Below are 20169 nucleotides of genomic sequence, written 5' to 3' on the forward strand. Positions count from 1 at the left end.
GGTTTAATTATTTAGCTAATTTGAACAACTGTGTGCTTTCACACACACAGTTGTTAGTTTTATTATTAATTAAGTTGCACCCAACCTGTACGTTGTTTTCCATTAGAAATAATAATGTAATAATACGTTCCAGCAGGTAACTTATTACCCGATTTGTCTTGTCCCATCCATTCTTTATTGTACCTGCCTTGGGAGTAAACCTCTATTCCACTGCGGTTAAAGATTTGAATTTTCGACACACCATAACCAGTCAAATCAAAGCTATCATTTACTCCATCTCCATTTGGTGAAATTCCCTTCGGAATTGGACATTCATCAAAATCAATGGTAAAGCTACTTTGATCAATACAAACCGCCCCTTTTTCACCTTTATTTCTAGCCAGAATATAAATTGTTGTTGGTTCGATGATTGGCATGCCTGGAAGTAATTCCTGACCTTCTCCATTTGGCAACGTATAATATTTATTATCCTCCGACAAGGTTGGCAGTTTATATATTTCACAAGTCAACACCATATTGGCAATTTGATCTGCAACTACCTGTTTTGTTACTTCTAATACAAATTGAGATTGACCATAACATCCAGCTTCATCTTCTGCTGCTCCTTCAACCTTCTCTTCTTTATATATATAGATATCGTGAATACCTACTTCACTAAAGGTTTCTCCTCCTTCATATTTCTTCCCTTTTCCATAAGGCTTGGTATAATATGCTTCACCCTTCTCCAATTTAGGAAGTAAATACGAACCGCATACACTCTGATCTTTTAGCGTTGTTACTGTCAAATGTGGAGCAACATTTAATTTAAACGTTTTTAGTTCTATACATCCCGTAAACTTATTTGTAAGCTTAACATAGATGGGCTTACTTGTTCCTTTAAACTTAACAATATCTAGCAATGGATTACGATCTTTATCTCGATCATCAATCGTTTCAAATAGTTTTAGCGTATAACGCTCTCGATCTAGATCCCCATAAATATCATTATACGCGTCTCTTAAATCAAATAAGTTAAATTCTCCTGGTCGTCTAGCACAATCGACTAAATCTTTTATATTTCCGATTGAAAAATCTTCTTTTATGAAAATAAATTCTTTGGTTAAAATCGTTTCTTCCTCACAAATCTCATACGTCGCTTTGGCTGTATATTTTACAGTCTCGGTTACATCAACGTTAATTTCAGCCGCAGAAGAGAAGTATTCTCCGTCTTTTTCCCAAGTAAATTCAGCCGTTGACAATCCATTTGGAGTAAAACGCCATGCTTCATTCTGAGCATTCCATGCCCCTGAATTTCTTCCTGGTGGTGTATAAGCTGCAGTACCATCTGCATTCTGAATACCAATCAGCCCACTTCCATCATTAAAACTTACACAAGCTTTTCTGTTCTTAACATATACTTCAATGATATTTGTTCCTTCATACAGTACAATTTGAGAAGTTGTGGTTGATCCTTCTATGTCATTTCTATCATAACCACAGCTAAACATTCCCATATGATACAAATTAAATACTAAGGTACGACAAGGAGCCTTCCCTACAATCTCATAGTTTACAGAATAGTCCGCTGGTGACAATGTTGGATACATATCTTGCATAACCCCGTGAATCGTATTAACATAAGGAGGATAAGCACCTCTATCAATAGGTATTTGATGCTCTGGACCAAACCTAAATTCACTACCCGTATTAGGTCTATATCGCCCACCTGGAACCGAGTCCTTAATACTAAATGTAATCATTCCATTGGTTCCAATCAGTACTTTATTATACGTATTCCCAAAGAAACAAAAGTCAAATCCAAGATCAATAATGCCAGACCAATAATCGTCTCGAGTCAAACTAACCGAATTTCCACCTCTAAAAGGAAAAGGAGGACGATATTCAATTGGCTCAACTTTGTATGTGCTTGTTTTTAAAATATCATAATACGAAGCACCTAATTTAAAATTAAATGTTCCTTTATCACAAATAACATACTCTCCTTTTTCATTCTGTTGTAAACCTTCAAGCTCTGTAAATTCAATGCCCGCTTCTACTCTAGCACAGCCTGGAGGAGGAATAAATGAGATAACCCCTTGCTTGGACCATTTTCTTTCATTCACAGCATCACACAATGGACGCACAAAAAACTTATAAAAACGATCGGTTGTGTTCGTTGGGTCAGGGTCTCTAAACACATAGCGCGGTTCATTTACTATAATACCTTGTGTAGCTACACCTGGAACCGTTGGGTCATCTAATTCAATAATAAATACTTCCCACTGTGCTTCAACTCCATAGACATCCCAAGTCAATGAAGCACTTTTCGGATTTGAACCAGCAATAGGTTCCGATTGTAGATTTCGAACTCCTGGACAAGATCCCTTTCCTATTTTTATATTGTCAATAGCCGCCGGAGGTTGAGTTCCGTTACTTGCATCTTGAATCCATTCAAAGACCAATCGCATCGTCTTTCCTTCGAATCTACTTATATCAATATCTTCTACATTGAACGTCACAAAGTTTCCTTGTTGATTGAGCATTCCTCCCACTTGCATGCGATTTACTTCCGTGGTAATTAGAGTTCCAACTACAGGATTATACGTTCTAGGAACTAACCACACTCTGAAATAATCTCGCTTCGAAGTGGTACCATCTCCCATACAACGCCAATCAAAACTCATATCTACTTCAGCTGTTCCCACCGGAACTGCAATATCGCGATAGGCATGTGTAATCAATTGACCTGCGACGTTATACGAATTGGTTACTCCTTTATCTTGTGTAATATACAGTGATTTTGATCCTCCATTATTTACAGCTGAACCAACAACCCACTCATTGGTATGCGTAGTACTCTTGTTGAAATCCCAATTATCTACTCCTTCAAAATCCTCTACATAAGGGAAGTCCGCAGGTAATTGTCCTGTATTAACCAATAAAGGAACCCAAGCACTTTTACTCGTTTCTGAACAAATCGTTCGAATCCAGATAACATAATCTGTCTTAGGTTCAAGTCCATTCAATTTATATGGTCTTTGAGTCGTAACAATAGATTCTGTTACTTCATCACCTGGATATGCATTTGTTGTACTGTGATAGATTTCAAACTTATTCTGTCTCGGTATTCTGTCCCAATTTAGAGTTACTGAAGTTCCACTAGTTTCTACAACTCTAAAATTCTTCGGCGCTGGGCATGTTTTTGCCTCCACCACTAAATTATCAATAGCTGCAGGCGGTTGAGTTCCACCACTTGCGTCCTGACGCCATTCGAATACTAAACGTACATTGCCCCCAGCAAATGCTGTTGCATCAAAAACAGAAGATTCAAATTTAAACTCTTGTTGTTGTTGATAATAAAATTTTCCTACCTGAATTCTGTTCAGTTGAGGGTTTGGTGCGTTAATTTGGATTCCCGTAGTCGGTACAAAGTTTTGAGGCACGGCCCATACTCTAAGATAATCTGATCCTCCCAATTGTCCAACACAACGCCAATCAAATCGCACATTTATTTCTTGTGTTCCCGCAGGAACTTTAAAGTCTTTATAGACGTGAGAAACTTGAGATCCAACAACATTATAGGTATTTGTTGCTCCATAGTCTTCACTAATGTATAGTGCTTTTGAACCTCCATTATTTACCGCTGATCCAATAAACCATTTATTCTTTACGTCATTCTTCTTAAATTCGAAATTTGTAACACCTTCAAAATCCTCTCTATACGGTAAATCCACAAGTTTCATATCAGTAGCCAAAATTTTCGGCCCACTGAAAACACTCCACTCATTTGGTCCACATTTAGCGCGAACCCAAACTAAGTATTGTGTACCTGGTTTTAGATTGGTAAATGTATAGGTTGTATTAGTCGTTGTTGCAGGACTAAGTTCTCTGAAATCTGTAGATATAATTCGGTTAGTTGAATTTTGAAGAATATTTGGAGATTCTGTCAAAAATACCTCATACGATGCTGCATTACTCGAAGCCCAAGTGACTGTCCCTTCTGTAGCAGTAATATTAGAAACTTGAATTGAATTAACGTCAACTTTCTTACAGTAATAAGCTTTCACTTTTAAGTTATCGATAGCTGCAGGAGGATCTTCTCCTAAACTTGAATCTTGTTTCCACTCAAAAACAAGACGCACAGTTTGTCCAGCAAAAGCAGCTACTGGTAAGAAAGTCTGCTCATGTGAGAAAGTAGCATCTTGATAATATTGTGTTTTTCCAACCTGAATTCTAGTTGCATTAGCAGTAATTTGAGTTCTTGCTGTTGGAGTATACGCAGAAGACACGAGCCACACTCTAAAATAATCTTTTACATCTCCTTGCCCCAAACAACGCCAATCAAAACTAATTTGTAAATCTTCTGCATGCTGAGGGATAGCAATCTCTTTATATGCATGTGACACCTGTACCCCTGCATTGTTATACGTATTAGTTTGTCCGCCATCTTTACTGATATAAAGTGATTTTGTTCCACCATTGTGTACAGCATTCCCAACGTGCCACTTGTTATTTGTATCATTGACAAAGATAAAATTCAAATCTCCTTCAAAATCATCTTCTACTAAATACCCTGCCACATTTTCGATTGTTCTGAAAGTAAGTGGTTCTGAATACAGAGAAAACTGGTCATTTGCACAATTTGCGCGAACATATAATGTATACGTTGTTAATTCGCTTAACCCTCTAATATTAAAAAATGGTGTGTTCAAATTTGTAACTGTTCCTGATGTAGCTAAACCCGTAGCTCCAGAGCCTGGATTACCTTGAGTTCTAACTTCATACGAAAAAGAATTTGTTGTAGCCTGAGGCGTTATAGCAATGCGGATACTTGTTGCCCTAACCGTATCAATAAAAGCGTGAATACCATAACATCTAATTTCAGAGCCAAATATCATTTTAATATTCGGTCGACTTGAAACAAAGGATAAATTACCCGTAGCATTTGTATTATCAACTCTAGCTGTTAAGTGCCTATTCGTACTTTCACTGGCTTTAATTTTCAACCCTTCTGCTTCATCCAACCCAGCACCTCCAGCATTTGTTTCTACTAAAACTACTAAATTTTTAGTTCCTCCTACATAATTAAAACTTCGGTCTAAATTAAGGGTATGAAAACCATAAATATCATTATCCGCCGTAAATGTCCCATTGTATACCAAAGTGGCTCCGGTAGTCAATGTTTCCCAATTTGCAGCGACTAAACTATTTTCATCTACCGATTTCAAGTATATTTTCACAGGTCTACGCTCACCCATCTTGCCAATATCCCACGCCAACTTATTAATAAATCCAGTTTGATTAATTTCAGTCGCAGTATATAAGGCTGCGGAGCGTTGATGTCCATAGTAACTAGACAAAGGATATTCTTGAGTGATTGTACCTGTGCCAATCGTTACCTCTTGTGCGTAAGCAAAGCATACGCTCAACAGGAGAAAGAAAAGCACTGTAATTTTTTTCATGTGTATTCGTTTTAGGTTAGTTACAGTCAAATATATAATTTTTTTTATATTAATATTAACAAAACATAAATTAATATAAATTGAATTATACTCTTTTTTTAAATAAAAAAACTACAATACATCATTTTCTTATAATTATAACCCGATTTTTATCAAACAAGAAGTCTTAAAAAGACAGTAAAACCCTTTGTTTAATTAACATTTACTACAAAATACTTCCCCTTGTATAAACTTGTAAACAGCCCCACTTCGCTATCCATTTAGTGCGTTTCATTCTATTGATTGACAAACTCTTTCTCGACGAAAGTAATCAACCCACATTTTTTTACTAATTTTGTCTACATAGACAATGTATATATGATTGATAGAGAAGAAATAAATTTTGAAAGATCTGTTATTGTTGGTATTATCAGCAAAGACCAGGATGAAACGAAGTTAAACGAATACCTTGATGAACTTGAGTTTCTTACCATTACGGCTGGTGGTGAAGTACACAGACGTTTTACACAAAAATTAGATCAACCCAATCCAAAAACTTTCTTGGGAACGGGAAAGATAGATGAAATCAAAAATTATATTGTAGAGCATGATATCCACACGGTAATATTTGATGATGAACTTACTCCAGCTCAACAGAAAAACATCTCTAGAATTTTAGATCGCAAAGTACTCGATCGCACCAACCTCATTTTAGATATTTTTGCACAACGCGCACAAACCTCGTATGCAAGAACACAGGTAGAATTGGCTCAGTTTCAATATTTACTTCCTCGCTTAGCCGGGATGTGGACGCACTTGGAGCGACAACGTGGGGGGATTGGAATGCGTGGACCTGGAGAGACAGAAATTGAGACCGACAGACGTATTGTACGCGACAGAATCACTTTATTACGAGAAAAATTAAAAGTAATTGACAAGCAAATGGCTTCTCAACGCAGTAATCGTGGAGCAATGGTACGTGTTGCCCTTGTGGGATACACGAACGTTGGAAAATCGACACTAATGAATGCCGTTGGAAAAAGTGAAGTTTTTGTTGAAAACAAGTTATTTGCTACTTTAGACACAACCGTTCGAAAAATTGTCATTGGCAATTTGCCCTTCTTACTATCTGATACGGTAGGTTTTATCCGCAAATTACCAACACAACTAGTCGAATCTTTTAAAAGCACATTAGATGAAGTTAGAGAGGCTGATTTACTTCTGCATGTTGTAGATATCTCTCACCACGATTTTGAAGATCACATTGCCTCGGTGAACGACATTCTCAAAGACATCAAAAGCGATGACAAGCCGACCATTATGATATTCAATAAAATTGATGCCTATCACCCGGAAGTGATTGCAGAAGATGATTTGATGACAGAACGCACTTCTCGTCATTACTCGATTGAAGAATGGAAGAAAACCTGGATGAATAAAGTGGGTCCAGAAAATGCTATTTTCATATCCGCTACCAACAAAGAGAACTTTGAGGAATTTAGAAAAACAGTGTATGAAGCAGTTCGCCACATTCACATTACTCGATTCCCTTACAACAATTTCTTGTATCCAGATTTTGAACATTTAATTGAAAATGAAGAAGATAAAATTTAACTTTTATTTTTGATGACACCAAAGATAAAATGTACTACTTTTATTCTTCCGTTAATTAAACGCCAATTCGTTATGCTTATATCGACCCTAACTACTATTAATTTCTCTTCAAATTTGAATTGCATCCGCACTTCGAAGGGGAATTCTTATGGAAGGAGAATAAGCTAATACTTATATTATTTATTCAACGTTTCAAGGCTCCTCATTTGAGGGGCCTTTTTTTATTTTATAACTTTATAACTGGTACTATTATGCGTAAAACTGAAATTTTACAGACCGAAAAATCAATTGCCTTAATCAAGCAGACCTTTGCTAACGAACTAAGTAAAGCGCTAAATTTACATCCAATCTCATCTCCTATGCTTGTCAATGAAGGAACGGGAATTAATGACGATCTAAATGGCGTAGAAAAAGCAGTTTCTTTTCCTGTAAAATTTTTACCTACTCATGCTGTCATTGTTCATTCTTTAGCTAAATGGAAGAGAATTCGCTTACAGGAACTCGATTTGCCGCTTTATGAGGGAATTATAACGGATATGCGCGCCATCCGAGCAGACGAAGAATATAGTCCTCTACACTCCATATACGTAGATCAATGGGACTGGGAATTGAGGATAGACACTCACAACCGCTGTTTAAGCTATTTAAAAGCCGCTGTACGCAACATTTACAAGGCGCTAAAGGAAACGGAGGCTATCGTGTGGCAAGAGCTTCAAATCGAGCCTATACTTCCCGATGCTCTCTCTTTTATACACGCAGAACAGTTGCTTCAATTATACCCAACCCTATCTCCAAAGGAAAGAGAACAAGCGATCGTTAAAGCGCATAAAGCTGTTTTCATTATTGGTGTAGGGCACCCATTATCGGATGGTCAACCCCACGATAGTCGCGCATCGGACTATGATGACTGGAGCACAACCACAGAAGAAGGTTACAAAGGATTGAATGGAGATTTACTCGTTTGGCATCCTATTTTAGAGCAAGCAGTTGAGTTGAGCTCCATGGGTATACGTGTAGATAAAACGACATTGCTACAGCAATTAGCTCTTACTCAAACAAGTAGTCGAATGAATTTATACTATCATCAGCTGGTTTTACAAGATCAAGTTCCCTTGAGTATTGGTGGTGGAATAGGTCAATCGCGTTTGTGTATGTTTTTGCTGCGCAAAAGACACATTGGCGAAGTCCAAGTCAGCTTATGGCCTACAGAAGTTAGAACACAAGCTATTCAACAACAAATTAATTTGTTGTAATAAAAAAAGCTCGAGTCTAAGACTCGAGCTTTTTTTCAATCGCAACTAGTACAATTAAAACGTATAATTTACTCCCAAACCAATCATTTCGCGTAATTGGAATCCTTGGTACGCTTTGTCATCGTATATTGCTTGGAAAGTCAAGTTTGTAGATAAGTACTTGTTCACTTTCAAAACAACATTCAATTGATAATCTAATACCACGTTTTCTGGTTTTTCTAAATAGTTAGAATACAAGTTTAAGATATTCTCAATAGAAACATTTTCCATTGGATTAAACTTGTAGTATCCATTAACGGCCATCCCCAGTTGGTACTCCATTGTTTTACCTTTTTCAACGCCAAAAGCATCACCGAATTCAGTAAAGTGCTTGTGAACCATAATAAAACGAGACGTTGCTGGTGCAATGTTTACCTTCAGGTTATCGTTGTGTTTCCACAATAAACCAGGTCCTATTTGCAAATAAGCTGGTGACATAAAGTGCGTATTCTTATTCCCGTCTTTATCCCAACCAGAATCCATCTGTGTTTTAAAGTTCATGAATAATGAATAGTACCATTTGTCCGTCATTTGCTTTCCAAGTAAAGAGGTAATCTCTAAACGGTCATCCGTTTTCTTCTCTTTTTCACCTTTTAACTTCGTTAGACCATAACTAACTTGAAACTTATTGTCCCAAGTCCAACCCTCTTTGTTGTAATTCAAATCGTAATTCAAGTTTACGTTACCGGCAAGGTTATTGTCCCCACCTGCTTGCCAATTTGAAAAACTCGACTGATTTGCAATAAGAGCAAAATTCCCCTTTGAAGTCCAATTTTTTTGCACTTCCGTTCCTTCAGCCTCCTGAGCTTGTGCGGAATACAACATAAACACAGCAGCAATGCTAAGCAAAAATTTTTTCATAATACTGTTATTTTAACACGAAAATAACAATAAAGCACGAAAAAGACAAAAAAAAATTACTTTTTTACTAAACGTTTGTAAACTGGTACTGCAGAACACGCCTCTCCAAACATGACAGAACGCGCTGTATTCATCATTAACTGAGTCGCTAAGACATAGGCTTCCTCAGGAATATCCTTCTTGGAACAACCTTTGATAATCACAGGTAAATCTTGATATTCACTATAATCAATTGCGAATAACAACTCTTGATAAATGGATTTTTCTAAATGATTTTTATCTCCGAGGAATACGCGCTTAGCAACAGGCTGTAAATAACTCGTTAAAAGCATATACGCCCAGCCAGGTAAAATGGCATCTGTTGAACAATACAATCCCACATACGCATTTTGATAGATCGTCCAATCGATCTCTTTTAACGCCGCTCTAAAGTCTTTTTCACGCAGAACAAAACCTTCATAAAGCCATTGCGCTATATCTACTTCCATTCTTGGATTATTCGGATACATGTCCTCTAAATCAAAGATCTTCAATGCGCTATTGGCAACTTTATTTACAATTTCTCCTTCCATCTTACAATAACCCTAACTCTAATTGAGCCTCTTCACTCATTAAATCTTTAGACCAAGCCGGTTCAAACGTCAATTCTATCTCAACATTATTCACCTTGTCTATTGATTTTACTTTTTCTTCTACTTCCATAGGCAATGTTTCGGCCACAGGACAGTTGGGTGACGTTAAAGTCATCAAGATTTTAACATCATGGGTTTCATTGACGAATACATCGTAAATCAGCCCTAACTCGTAAATATCTACCGGAATTTCAGGATCGTAAATTGTTTTCAATATTCTTACAATATTTTCTCCTAATTGTTGTACGTCTATTTCTTCCATACTTAAACTCTTTTCTTTGAATTAAAATTATTGGGCTTGAAAAGCCAAAGCATACATGCGAATTTGTTTAATCATCGAAACTAAACCATTGGCACGCGTAGGTGATAAATGTTCTTTTAAACCGATGTCATCAATAAAAGACAAATCTGCTTCTACGATATCCACTGGTTTGTGATTAGAAAAAACGCGAATTAAAATGGCAATTATTCCCTTTGTTAAAATGGCATCACTATTCGCCGTAAATACAACCTTTCCGTCTATATTTTCAGCGTGTAGCCATACTTGAGATTGACAACCTTTGATTAAATTTTCTTCTACTTTATACTTGTCATCAATGATTGGAAGTGATTTTCCAAGTTCAATGATGTATTCATAGCGCTGCATCCAATCCTCAAACATGGAGAATTCATCCATTATTTCTTCTTGTGCTTCTCTTATAGTCATATTCTTGTAATTTCTTTGTTGAATTAGGACAGCATTTGTTGCGCCTTACGCACAGCCTCTACTAAAATGTCAATTTCTTCTTTTGTATTGTAAAAACTAAACGACGCTCTAATCGTTCCCGGAATACCAAAGAAATCCATGATAGGCTGTGTACAATGGTGTCCTGTACGAACAGCAACACCTAATTTATCGACAATTACACCAACGTCATACGGGTGTAATCCTTCAATATTAAAGGAAATTACTGATGTTTTGTGCGCTGCAGTTCCAACAATACGCAGTCCTTCAATTTCTAACAAGCGTTGGGTTCCATAGGTTAAAAGCTCGTGTTCATAGGCCTGAATAGCATCAAATCCCAATTTGTTTAAATAATCTAAGGCATAACCCAACACAATTCCCCCTGCGATATTAGGCGTTCCAGCTTCGAACTTATGCGGTAAACACGCATAGGTCGTTTTTTCAAAGGTTACCGTTTTGATCATTTCACCTCCACCTTGATAAGGCGGCAATTTATTCAACCAGGCTTCTTTTCCATAGAGTACCCCTGTACCTGTAGGACCGCATACTTTATGTCCAGAGAACACGTAAAAATCACAATCTAAATCTTGTACATCAGGCTTAATGTGAGGCGTTGCTTGTGCCCCATCTATTAAAACAGCCGCACCAACAGCATGGGCCATGGCAATCATCTCCTTGATTGGATTAATCGTGCCCAAGGCATTTGAAATATGGGAAACCGCTACTACTTTAGTATTTGGAGACAACAAGGCAGCATAAGCATCCATCATTAGTTCGCCCTTTTGATTCATCGGAATTACTTTTAACGTAGCTCCTGAGCGCTCACACGCAAATTGCCAAGGTACAATATTCGAATGGTGCTCTAAGGCCGAGATTATCACCTCATCCCCAGGTTGCAACAAGGCTCCAAATCCACTGGCTACTAGATTAATACCAAAGGTAGTTCCAGGAGTAAAGATAATTTCTCTATCTTCTTTTGCATGGAGGTGATGTTGTACTTTTCTTCTCGATTCTTCATAGGCATCCGTAGCCAATTGACTTAACGTATGCACACCACGGTGAATATTTGCATTAATCGTATCGTAATATGTCTTGATCGCTTCTTCTACCACTTTGGGTTTTTGAGCGGTAGCAGCGTTATCAAAATATACTAAGGGTTTTCCATTCACTTGTTGCTTTAGAATTGGAAAATCTTCTCTAACTGCTTTTATATCTAACATAATCTTTCTTTTTAATCAAAATTATAGACAAAGATAGTGAATCTCATTTGTTTGTAGAAAACTATCTATTCGCAATACTAAGCCCTATTTATTGCCAATTAAATGTAATATTTACAAAAAGACACTATACCTTTTACTTCTAAAAGAGGAAAACTAAAAACTCCATGCCTAAACAGCTAAAATGCAAGATGTAAGGATTTTAATTTATTTTTAACTCACTAGATTAAATTAAAACCCTCCTAAAAGCAAAGCAAGCCTTTCGTTCAAAATTTCGGTATATTCACCTTTGCCTTTGAACACTTTTGCGATAAAAAGCAATAAAAAAAGGACTGTTTCTTTTGCGAAACAGTCCTCTCTCTTTTCTGTAATAGAGTTCTTTATTTTTTTGCCTCCTTTTTAATTCGCTCTTCTACGCGTTTTACGCGTTTTTCACTATCAGGATGACTCGATGACATTTTAGCCCCTAGTGATTTATCAGCTCCATATTCTTTTTCCATATCAGCAAACTTTTGAAATCCATCTGCCAAGGCTTGTGGATTTTTGTTATTCGCAACTAAAAACTTGTAGGAATAATCGTCGGAATCGGTTTCTTGTTTACGAGAGAAAGAAGCTCCCATAAACTTTTCGGCCATACCTCCTAAGTTTGAATTCATAATATCCGCAGCCGTTCCTTGGGTTGACCCAACAAATTTAACGGCTCCTTCTGTCAGTAATATCTGCTTGTAAGCATTTAACGTATGCTCTAACTTCACATGCCCAATTTCATGCCCAATAATTGCTAATAATTCATCATCTGTCATAATATCCATCAACGATGAAAACACGCGAATACTTCCATCTGCACAAGCAAAGGCATTGATATCAGTAACGTAATACACTTTGTAGTTTAAATCTAATCCATCGTACTTTTTATATGGACCAAAAATACGCTCTAAACGTTCTGCATACTCACGCATATCTTTCTGTTTAGAATCAAGAGAACAGATTTTATTATTCTCATCCATCCATTTAACAGCCTCTTTCGCAGATTGTTTAATTTCAGCATCCGATACCGTAAACGCTGAAGCAGCCGTAGTTAAAGCATCGATTTTCTTACCGCTCAATTTACCAAATTGAGCTTGGGCAGTTGTCATTCCCAAAAATGCAACAACTGCAGTAAACAAAATTTTTTTCATAGTTTTTATTATTTATACAAATATACAGTAAATAAAGAAATCGATTGACCATGAACACAAGGCAAAAGGTCGAAAAACAATCTTGACCTAGTCTGCTTAAGCATCCCCTATTCACACTCTTTTCTGTTTGATTTTTTTTAACATTTATCTCCCTTATCCCTCACTGTGTCTATTATTTAAAATTAATCTTAATATATTTTGATTGCGCTTAAAAAGTTCTATTTTTGCCTCTATTCAGATTTAATTAAAATAAGAATCCGGTATGAAAAGAACTGCCCTTTTAGTCCTACTCGCATTATCAGTGGTTGCGTGTAAGAACAGCAAAGAAGAGAAAGCTGTTGAGACAACTAACACAGAAGTAGCAACTTCAAACGAGCGTATTGTTTCCTTAAGTGGAGCAATTACAGAAACTTTAGTTGATTTAGGTCAAAGAAAAAATATCGTGGGAATCGATATTACAAGCACCTATCCCGCAGATATGAATACGACGGCAACACAATTAGAGCACGTAAATAAAATCAATATTGAAGCTTTAATGGCGTTAAAACCAACCCTTGTTTACATTGCAAAGAAGGATTTAAACGACAATTTAAAAAAACAACTAGAAGAGGCTAAAATTAAGTTGGTAGTCCTTGACCAAGATTTTTCAATTGAGGGCACAAAAACATTGATCAAAGAGGTAGCTACATCATTAAATCTTACGGATTATGACGGGTTATTGACTAAAATTGATCAAGATCAAGCGCAGTTAAAAACATTGGAAAACAAACCGAAAGTTCTTTTCATCTATGCAAGAGGAGCAGCGAACTTGTTTGTAGCAGGTGATAAAACACCAATGCAAAATATCATTGAGTTAGCTGGAGGACAAAATGCAGTAACAGGATTTGATGATTTTAAACCCCTTACTCCAGAAGCCCTATTAAACAGCAATCCCGATTATATTCTACTGTTTGACACAGGATTACAAAGCATGGGTGGTATTGACGGTGTTTTAAAAATTGAAGGTTTAGACCGTACAAATGCAGGGAAAAACAAAAAAATCATTGCAATGGATGGTTTATTGTTAACAGGGTTCACTCCTAGAGTCGGAACTGCCGTTACACAATTGAATCAAAAGTTATCAGAATAAGGAAAAACAACATGCAGAAAAGACTCTCTTTTTATATAGGCACCTTGGGTATGGTATTATTGGGTATGGCAGCTGTGTCTATTTTTCTTGGAGTTTACAACTTTGAAGCTAGTAGTCTAGATACCCTAATCAACTTACTTTTTCATCCGGAACGAGTAAACCCGAGTGATCAATATGTTATTACACATGTGCGATTACCCCGTATTATTATGGCTATGCTAGCTGGGGGTGGTTTAGCTTTAGCTGGCACAGCCTTACAAGGGATGTTTAAAAATCCTTTGGCGTCGCCCGATTTAATAGGAATTACCTCTGGATCTGTACTATTTGCTTCCATCACTATTGTTTTAGGCGCGTTTATAAAACCATTTATTCCAGAATTTCTCCACTATTCGCTTTTGAGTATCATGAGTTTTATTGGAGCCATTCTCACCATGAGTTTTGTGTATAAAATGTCCACCGTAAATGGCAAAACCAACATTAGTATTCTATTACTCTCAGGTGTTGCTATTACAGCTTTATCGGGTTCAATAACGGGATTATTGACCTTTGTCTCGAATGATGAGGAGCTAAGAAACCTAACATTTTGGACATTAGGTAGTTTAGCCGGAGCAACGTGGACGAAAATAGCAATTTTAACTAGTGTCATTGGCGTATCTTTAATTTATTTACTTAACTTAGGCAAAGCATTAAATGCCATGATGTTAGGAGAAAAAGATGCCAATCATCTTGGGATAACCGTGGAGCGAATCAAGAAGAGAATTATCTTGTTTTCTGCCCTAATGGTGGGAACCATTGTCGCCTTTACAGGAACGATAGGTTTTGTCGGCTTAGTAGTACCGTATATTTTGCGTCTAATATTCAAGTCGAACTACTACTTTATCCTTCCTTTATCCATTTTTGCGGGTGGAATTTTACTTCTACTTGCCGATGGTGTTAGTCGAACATTAGTTCCTCCTACCGAGATTCCGATAGGGATTTTAACTGCTATTATGGGAGCCCCAGTATTCATTGCTATTTTAATTAAATTCAAAAAATCACTGTAATATGATTGAAGCCCTTCAAGTTAGTTTTAAAGCCAAAAATACGTTCTTAATCAACAACATCGATTTTAGTTGTCAGAATGGAGAATTTATTGCGGTATTAGGACCTAATGGCGCAGGTAAATCCACTTTTTTGAGTTTACTTGCTGATGAATTACACCAACCAGGTAACCGCATCTTACTCAAAGAATGTGAATATCCGAAATGGTGCAAAAAAACATTGCCTAAACACAAAGCTAAATTCTCTCAATCATTCAATACAGACATCCCTCTACAAGTGGAAGATGTAGTCATGATGGGGCGATACCCCTATTTTGAGCATACTCCTTCAGAAGAGGACAAAAAAGCGATCCAACACAGCATGGAGTGCATTGATGTATGCCCTCTTCAACATCGAGAATACAATCACTTGTCGGGTGGAGAAAAACAACGGGTGCATTTGGCTCGTGTTCTTTCTCAACTCAACAACTCTATTGAAAACAAATTATTGTTTTTAGATGAGCCATTAAACAATCTAGATGTTTTACATCAACATAAAATTCTAAATCTAATTAAAGAATTTACCAAACAAGGTAATACAGCTATTGTTGTTATTCACGATTTGAATCTCGCTGCACAATATGCTGACCGCATCCTTTTACTCAACAAAGGAGAAAAAGTACACTATGATACACCCGAAAAAGTTTTAACCCAAGAGACTCTTTCTCAGGTATATAAATTTCCGTGTATTGTCACAAAAAACCCAGTTAATAACGCTCCTTTAATCATCTTTGGAGTATAAACACATTAAAAAATGAATACTGAAATATTAGCTTTAAAAGAACGTTGGGCAAAATTAAAAGAAGAAAACCCACGTTTGCGCATCCGAAATGCAGCGTCTGAATTAAATGCTAGTGAAATGGAACTATTAGCCACTACACTAGGAGAAACAGCTACATTATTAAAACCCGAAATAGTTGCTATTTTAAGCGAAATCGAATCTTTAGGAAAGGTTATGGCTTTAACGCGTAACGACGAATGTGTACACGAGAGAAAGGGAATTTACAGCAACCCTGACTTCTCCAATCCACATGCTGGTTTGTTCGTTAATCCAGACATTGATTTACGCATCTTTTTATCACACTGGAAATACGTTTTTGCCGTAGTTGAAGAAACGGGAAATATTGTGCGTAAGAGCTTGCAATTCTTTGGAAAAGACGGAGAAGCCATCCACAAAATCTACTTAACTTCTGTGAGTAATACGGACGCATTCGACGCACTTGTAGCTAAATATAAAGCAGAAAATCAAGAGTTTACCGACAAAACCGAACCTTACATTCAAAATCTTGACGAACGCTTAGACGAAGAAGTCGATGTTGAAGGGTTTAGACAAGAATGGGAGAGCTTAAAAGATACACACAACTTCTTTAGTCTCTTAAAAAAATACAACGTAACGAGAACACAAGCCTTGCGTTTAGCCCCGAGTGAATTCTATGCAAAACAAATTACAAAAGAGGCTATTATTGCATTATTAGAACAGGCTTCTGCAGAAAAAACTCCTATCATGGTTTTTGTAGGAAATAGAGGAAATATTCAAATTCACACGGGTGAGGTAAACAAAACGATGTGGCATCAAAACTGGTATAATGTTTTAGATCCAGACTTCAACATGCACTTAGACATGGATAAAGTTGCTCAAACTTGGATTGTTCGCAAACCAACAGAAGACGGCATTGTTACAGCAGTTGAAGTTTTCAATGAAATGGGGGAAATTATCGTTCAATTCTTTGGAAAAAGAAAACCGGGAATTCCAGAACTTGAAACCTGGAGAACTATTGTGGCTCAATTAAACTAAACCAAAAAATACGAATACACTAGTGCATCCATTCTCCGTGAATCGATGCACTTTTTCATTTCATCCAACGTCATTTTTCAACATTTTTGAGAAAAAAATAACTTGATTTACATACTAATTAATCTGAATAAAAACTACTAAAAACTCCTAAAATCAAGACCAATCCACCGAAAGTCAAGGTAGAATCAGGGGTGTAAAAGTTATTAACAATATTTGATAACTTAATCTAAAATAAAGTTGACATCATAGCTTCTAAATAGTAACTTAGCACAGTTCACTTTTGAAATACACACTCTTTGTAAGAGTGTACAATCAAGTGACTTAAGCAAAACAGCACAACATTTTTGACTAAAACGTTCCCTGTTTACTGCCATTATAAAACCTACGTCTGATATTAATTTAAAAATATATTGCTATGTCTATTTTTGATAAAAGAGTTAACTATAAACCATTTGAATACCCAGGTATCTATCAATTTACTGAAGCGATTAACAAATCATTTTGGGTACATAGTGAAGTAGATTTCACAGCAGATACACAAGATTTCCATTCTCACTTAACAAAAGAGGAACAGCTGGCAATCAAACACAGTTTATTAGCTATTGCTCAAATTGAAGTAGCAGTAAAAACATTCTGGGGTAATTTATTTGGTCACTTTCCAAAGCCAGAATTCAATGGTTTAGGAGCTACTTTTGCAGAATGCGAATTTAGACACTCAGAAGCTTATTCTCGTTTATTGGATGTATTGGGTTACAATGACGAATTTGAAGCATTGTTAACAATTCCAGTAATCAAAGAACGCGTAGAGTATTTGTCTTCTGTTTTAGAAAATTCAAATAATAGCACGGATCGCAAAAAATATGTAGTATCGTTAATTTTATTTTCGCTACTAATTGAAAACGTATCTTTATTTAGTCAATTTGCCATTATCCTATCTTTCACAAGATTTAAAGGATTGATGAAAAACGTAAGCAATATTATTGCTTGGACTTCTGTTGATGAACAAATCCATGCCAATGCGGGGATTTATATTATCAATATCATCCGCGAAGAATATCCCGATTTCTTTGATGATGAATTGATCAATCACGTAAATGACGTTGTAAAAACATCGATTGATATTGAGGCTAAAATCCTAGATTGGATTTTTGAAACAGGTGCCATTGAAACTGTAAATAAAGCTGATTTATTAAACTTTATGAAATTTAGAGTAGACGAAAGCATGTTGAAAATTGGATTGAAGAAAGTATATAATATCACGCAAGAACAGTATAAACCGATGGCGTGGTTTGAAGAAGAGGTTTTCGCTAATAGTTTAGACGATTTCTTCGCCAAAAGACCAGTAGATTATACCAAACACGATAAGAGTATAACCGCTGAAGATTTATTCTAATAACCCCTTATAATTGCACAAAAAATACTATGAACAATTTCGCATTACCATTAGAAGTAAAAGAAAACGATAACCTACAAGAAAAACTGTGGTGGAAAAACTCAGAGAGTGAACAAATCCTAAACAGGGGTTATTTGTTGAAAGGAGAAACGGTTGAAGGAGCGATTGACCGTATCACAACGGCAGCTGCAAAGCGCTTGTTTAAGCCAGAATTGAAGGAATCTTTTCAAGAGATGATTGAACGTGGGTGGATGAGTTTAAGTTCACCGATTTGGGCAAATATGGGAACAGAACGCGGATTGCCAATTTCGTGTTTCAACGTAAATATTCCAGATAGCATCGAAGGAATTACGCACAAATTAGGGGAAGTTATTATGCAAACCAAAATCGGTGGAGGTACTTCGGGTTATTTCGGAGGCTTACGCGAAAGAGGGAGTGCAGTTACAGATAATGGTAAAAGTAGTGGTGCAGTAAGCTTTATGAAGCTTTTTGATACAGCTATGGATACGATTTCACAAGGGGGAGTAAGACGCGGTGCATTTGCAGCTTATTTGGATATCGATCACCCGGATTGTGATGAGTTCTTAAACATAAAAAATATCGGAAATCCAATTCAAAACTTATTCTATGGAGTAAGTATTCCTGATTATTGGATGAAAGAAATGATTGACGGAGATAAAGAAAAAAGACAATTATGGGCCAAAGTACTGGAAAGCAGACAGCAAAAAGGAATGCCTTATTTGTTCTTCTCTGACAACGTAAATAGCAATAAACCCCAAGTGTACAAAGATTTAAATATGCGTATCAACGCAAGTAATCTTTGTTCTGAAATTATGTTGCCCTCTTCTGATGATGAGTCTTTCATCTGTTGTTTATCTTCTATGAATTTGGAGTTATACGATGAGTGGAAAGATACAGAAGCTGTAAAATTAGCGATCTTCTTCTTGGATGCAGTATTACAAGAATTCATCGAAAAAACGGAAGGTAACTACTATTTAGCTTCAGCAAACCGCTTTGCAAAAAGACACCGAGCTTTAGGTTTAGGTGTTTTAGGATGGCATTCCTACTTACAAAAGAACATGATTCCATTTGAAGGATTAGAAGCTAAAATGTTGACGAACAAAATTTTTGAAGATATCAGCGCCAAAGCAGATAAAGCTTCTCAAGAATTAGCTCGTATATACGGAGAACCCGAAATCTTAAAAGGATATGGTAGAAGAAATACAACTACGATGGCTATTGCGCCTACAACGTCGTCTTCTGCTATTTTAGGACAAACCTCTCCTGGAATTGAACCTTTCAGTAGTAACTACTACAAGGCAGGTTTATCCAAAGGAAACTTCATGCGAAAAAACAAATACCTAACGACTTTATTAGAGTCAAAAGGAATGGACAATGAAGAAACTTGGAGAAACATCATGCTTTCTGGAGGAAGCATTCAACAATTAGAAGGCTTAACAGAAGAAGAAAAAGCAGTATTTAAAACGTTTAAAGAAATCAGCCAATTGGAAATTATTCAACAAGCGGCGATCAGACAAAAATACGTAGATCAAGCACAAAGTTTGAACTTAAATATTCCTTCTTCATTGCCTATTAAAGACGTAAACCGCTTGATGATTGAAGCATGGGAATTAGGAGTAAAAACGCTCTACTACCAAAGAAGTCAAAGTGTTTCGAAAGAAATGGTGACCAACTTGGTAAACTGTAGCAGTTGTGAATCTTAATCAATAGATATAAAAAAGGCCTTAAAAAGAAATACTTTTTAAGGCCTTTTTTCATAACAGAAAAAAACACTTTATCACTCAGACACTTAACCTCATCAGAAAGCGATTTAT

15 protein-coding genes are annotated in these 20169 nt (G+C 36.5%); 8 read left to right on the forward strand and 7 right to left on the reverse strand.

Annotated elements, in window-relative coordinates:
- Positions 1 to 65: 65 nt before the first annotated feature.
- Complete coding sequence (locus FBR08_RS06260; protein ID WP_158961938.1) at positions 66 to 5441, reverse strand: T9SS type B sorting domain-containing protein; 5376 nt, start codon at positions 5439 to 5441, stop codon at positions 66 to 68.
- A gap of 357 nt (positions 5442 to 5798) precedes the next feature.
- On the opposite strand from FBR08_RS06260, the gene hflX reads away from it, so the two are divergent.
- Complete coding sequence (hflX, locus tag FBR08_RS06265; RefSeq protein WP_158961939.1) at positions 5799 to 7034, forward strand: GTPase HflX; 1236 nt, start codon at positions 5799 to 5801, stop codon at positions 7032 to 7034.
- A 251-nt stretch (positions 7035 to 7285) separates the two neighbouring features.
- Positions 7286 to 8287, forward strand: a complete 1002-nt coding sequence (gene asnA / locus FBR08_RS06270; protein WP_158961940.1) for an aspartate--ammonia ligase — start codon at positions 7286 to 7288, stop codon at positions 8285 to 8287.
- Positions 8288 to 8341: 54 nt separating this feature from the next.
- On the opposite strand, the gene FBR08_RS06275 is transcribed toward asnA, so the two are convergent.
- The 6 genes from FBR08_RS06275 to FBR08_RS06300 form a co-directional block, all read right to left on the reverse strand.
- Entirely contained in the window at positions 8342 to 9187 is an 846-nt protein-coding gene (locus FBR08_RS06275) for a DUF3078 domain-containing protein (protein ID WP_158961941.1), read from the reverse strand.
- A 56-nt stretch (positions 9188 to 9243) separates the two neighbouring features.
- Positions 9244 to 9759: a DUF2480 family protein gene (locus tag FBR08_RS06280; protein WP_158961942.1), complete on the reverse strand. Its 516-nt coding sequence runs from the start codon at positions 9757 to 9759 to the stop codon at positions 9244 to 9246.
- 1 nt (position 9760) lies between these two features.
- Entirely contained in the window at positions 9761 to 10081 is a 321-nt protein-coding gene (locus tag FBR08_RS06285) for an iron-sulfur cluster assembly protein (RefSeq protein ID WP_158961943.1), read from the reverse strand.
- Positions 10082 to 10108: 27 nt separating this feature from the next.
- Positions 10109 to 10525 (reverse strand): SufE family protein, encoded by a 417-nt coding sequence (locus FBR08_RS06290; RefSeq protein WP_158961944.1) that lies wholly within the window; start codon positions 10523 to 10525, stop codon positions 10109 to 10111.
- 23 nt (positions 10526 to 10548) lie between these two features.
- Entirely contained in the window at positions 10549 to 11763 is a 1215-nt protein-coding gene (locus FBR08_RS06295; RefSeq protein ID WP_158961945.1) for an aminotransferase class V-fold PLP-dependent enzyme, read from the reverse strand.
- Between the two features lie 377 nt (positions 11764 to 12140).
- Positions 12141 to 12938: a M48 family metallopeptidase gene (locus FBR08_RS06300; RefSeq protein WP_158961946.1), complete on the reverse strand. Its 798-nt coding sequence runs from the start codon at positions 12936 to 12938 to the stop codon at positions 12141 to 12143.
- Between the two features lie 262 nt (positions 12939 to 13200).
- Here FBR08_RS06300 and FBR08_RS06305 point away from each other — a divergent pair, with 262 nt between their 5' ends.
- From FBR08_RS06305 to FBR08_RS06330, 6 genes are all read left to right on the forward strand, one after another.
- Positions 13201 to 14067 (forward strand): heme/hemin ABC transporter substrate-binding protein, encoded by an 867-nt coding sequence (locus FBR08_RS06305; protein WP_158961947.1) that lies wholly within the window; start codon positions 13201 to 13203, stop codon positions 14065 to 14067.
- An 11-nt stretch (positions 14068 to 14078) separates the two neighbouring features.
- On the forward strand, positions 14079 to 15110 hold the full coding sequence (locus tag FBR08_RS06310) for a FecCD family ABC transporter permease (RefSeq protein WP_158961948.1): 1032 nt from the start codon (positions 14079 to 14081) through the stop codon (positions 15108 to 15110).
- Position 15111: 1 nt separating this feature from the next.
- Positions 15112 to 15888: a heme ABC transporter ATP-binding protein gene (locus FBR08_RS06315; protein ID WP_158961949.1), complete on the forward strand. Its 777-nt coding sequence runs from the start codon at positions 15112 to 15114 to the stop codon at positions 15886 to 15888.
- A 12-nt stretch (positions 15889 to 15900) separates the two neighbouring features.
- Positions 15901 to 16941: a hemin-degrading factor gene (locus tag FBR08_RS06320; protein ID WP_158961950.1), complete on the forward strand. Its 1041-nt coding sequence runs from the start codon at positions 15901 to 15903 to the stop codon at positions 16939 to 16941.
- 415 nt (positions 16942 to 17356) lie between these two features.
- Positions 17357 to 18334 (forward strand): ribonucleotide-diphosphate reductase subunit beta, encoded by a 978-nt coding sequence (locus FBR08_RS06325; protein ID WP_158961951.1) that lies wholly within the window; start codon positions 17357 to 17359, stop codon positions 18332 to 18334.
- A 29-nt stretch (positions 18335 to 18363) separates the two neighbouring features.
- On the forward strand, positions 18364 to 20058 hold the full coding sequence (locus tag FBR08_RS06330; RefSeq protein ID WP_158961952.1) for a ribonucleoside-diphosphate reductase subunit alpha: 1695 nt from the start codon (positions 18364 to 18366) through the stop codon (positions 20056 to 20058).
- The last annotated feature ends 111 nt before the right edge of the window (positions 20059 to 20169 follow it).

Source organism: Myroides fluvii, assembly GCF_009792295.1.
Taxonomy (GTDB): Bacteria; Bacteroidota; Bacteroidia; order Flavobacteriales; family Flavobacteriaceae; genus Flavobacterium; species Flavobacterium fluvii_A.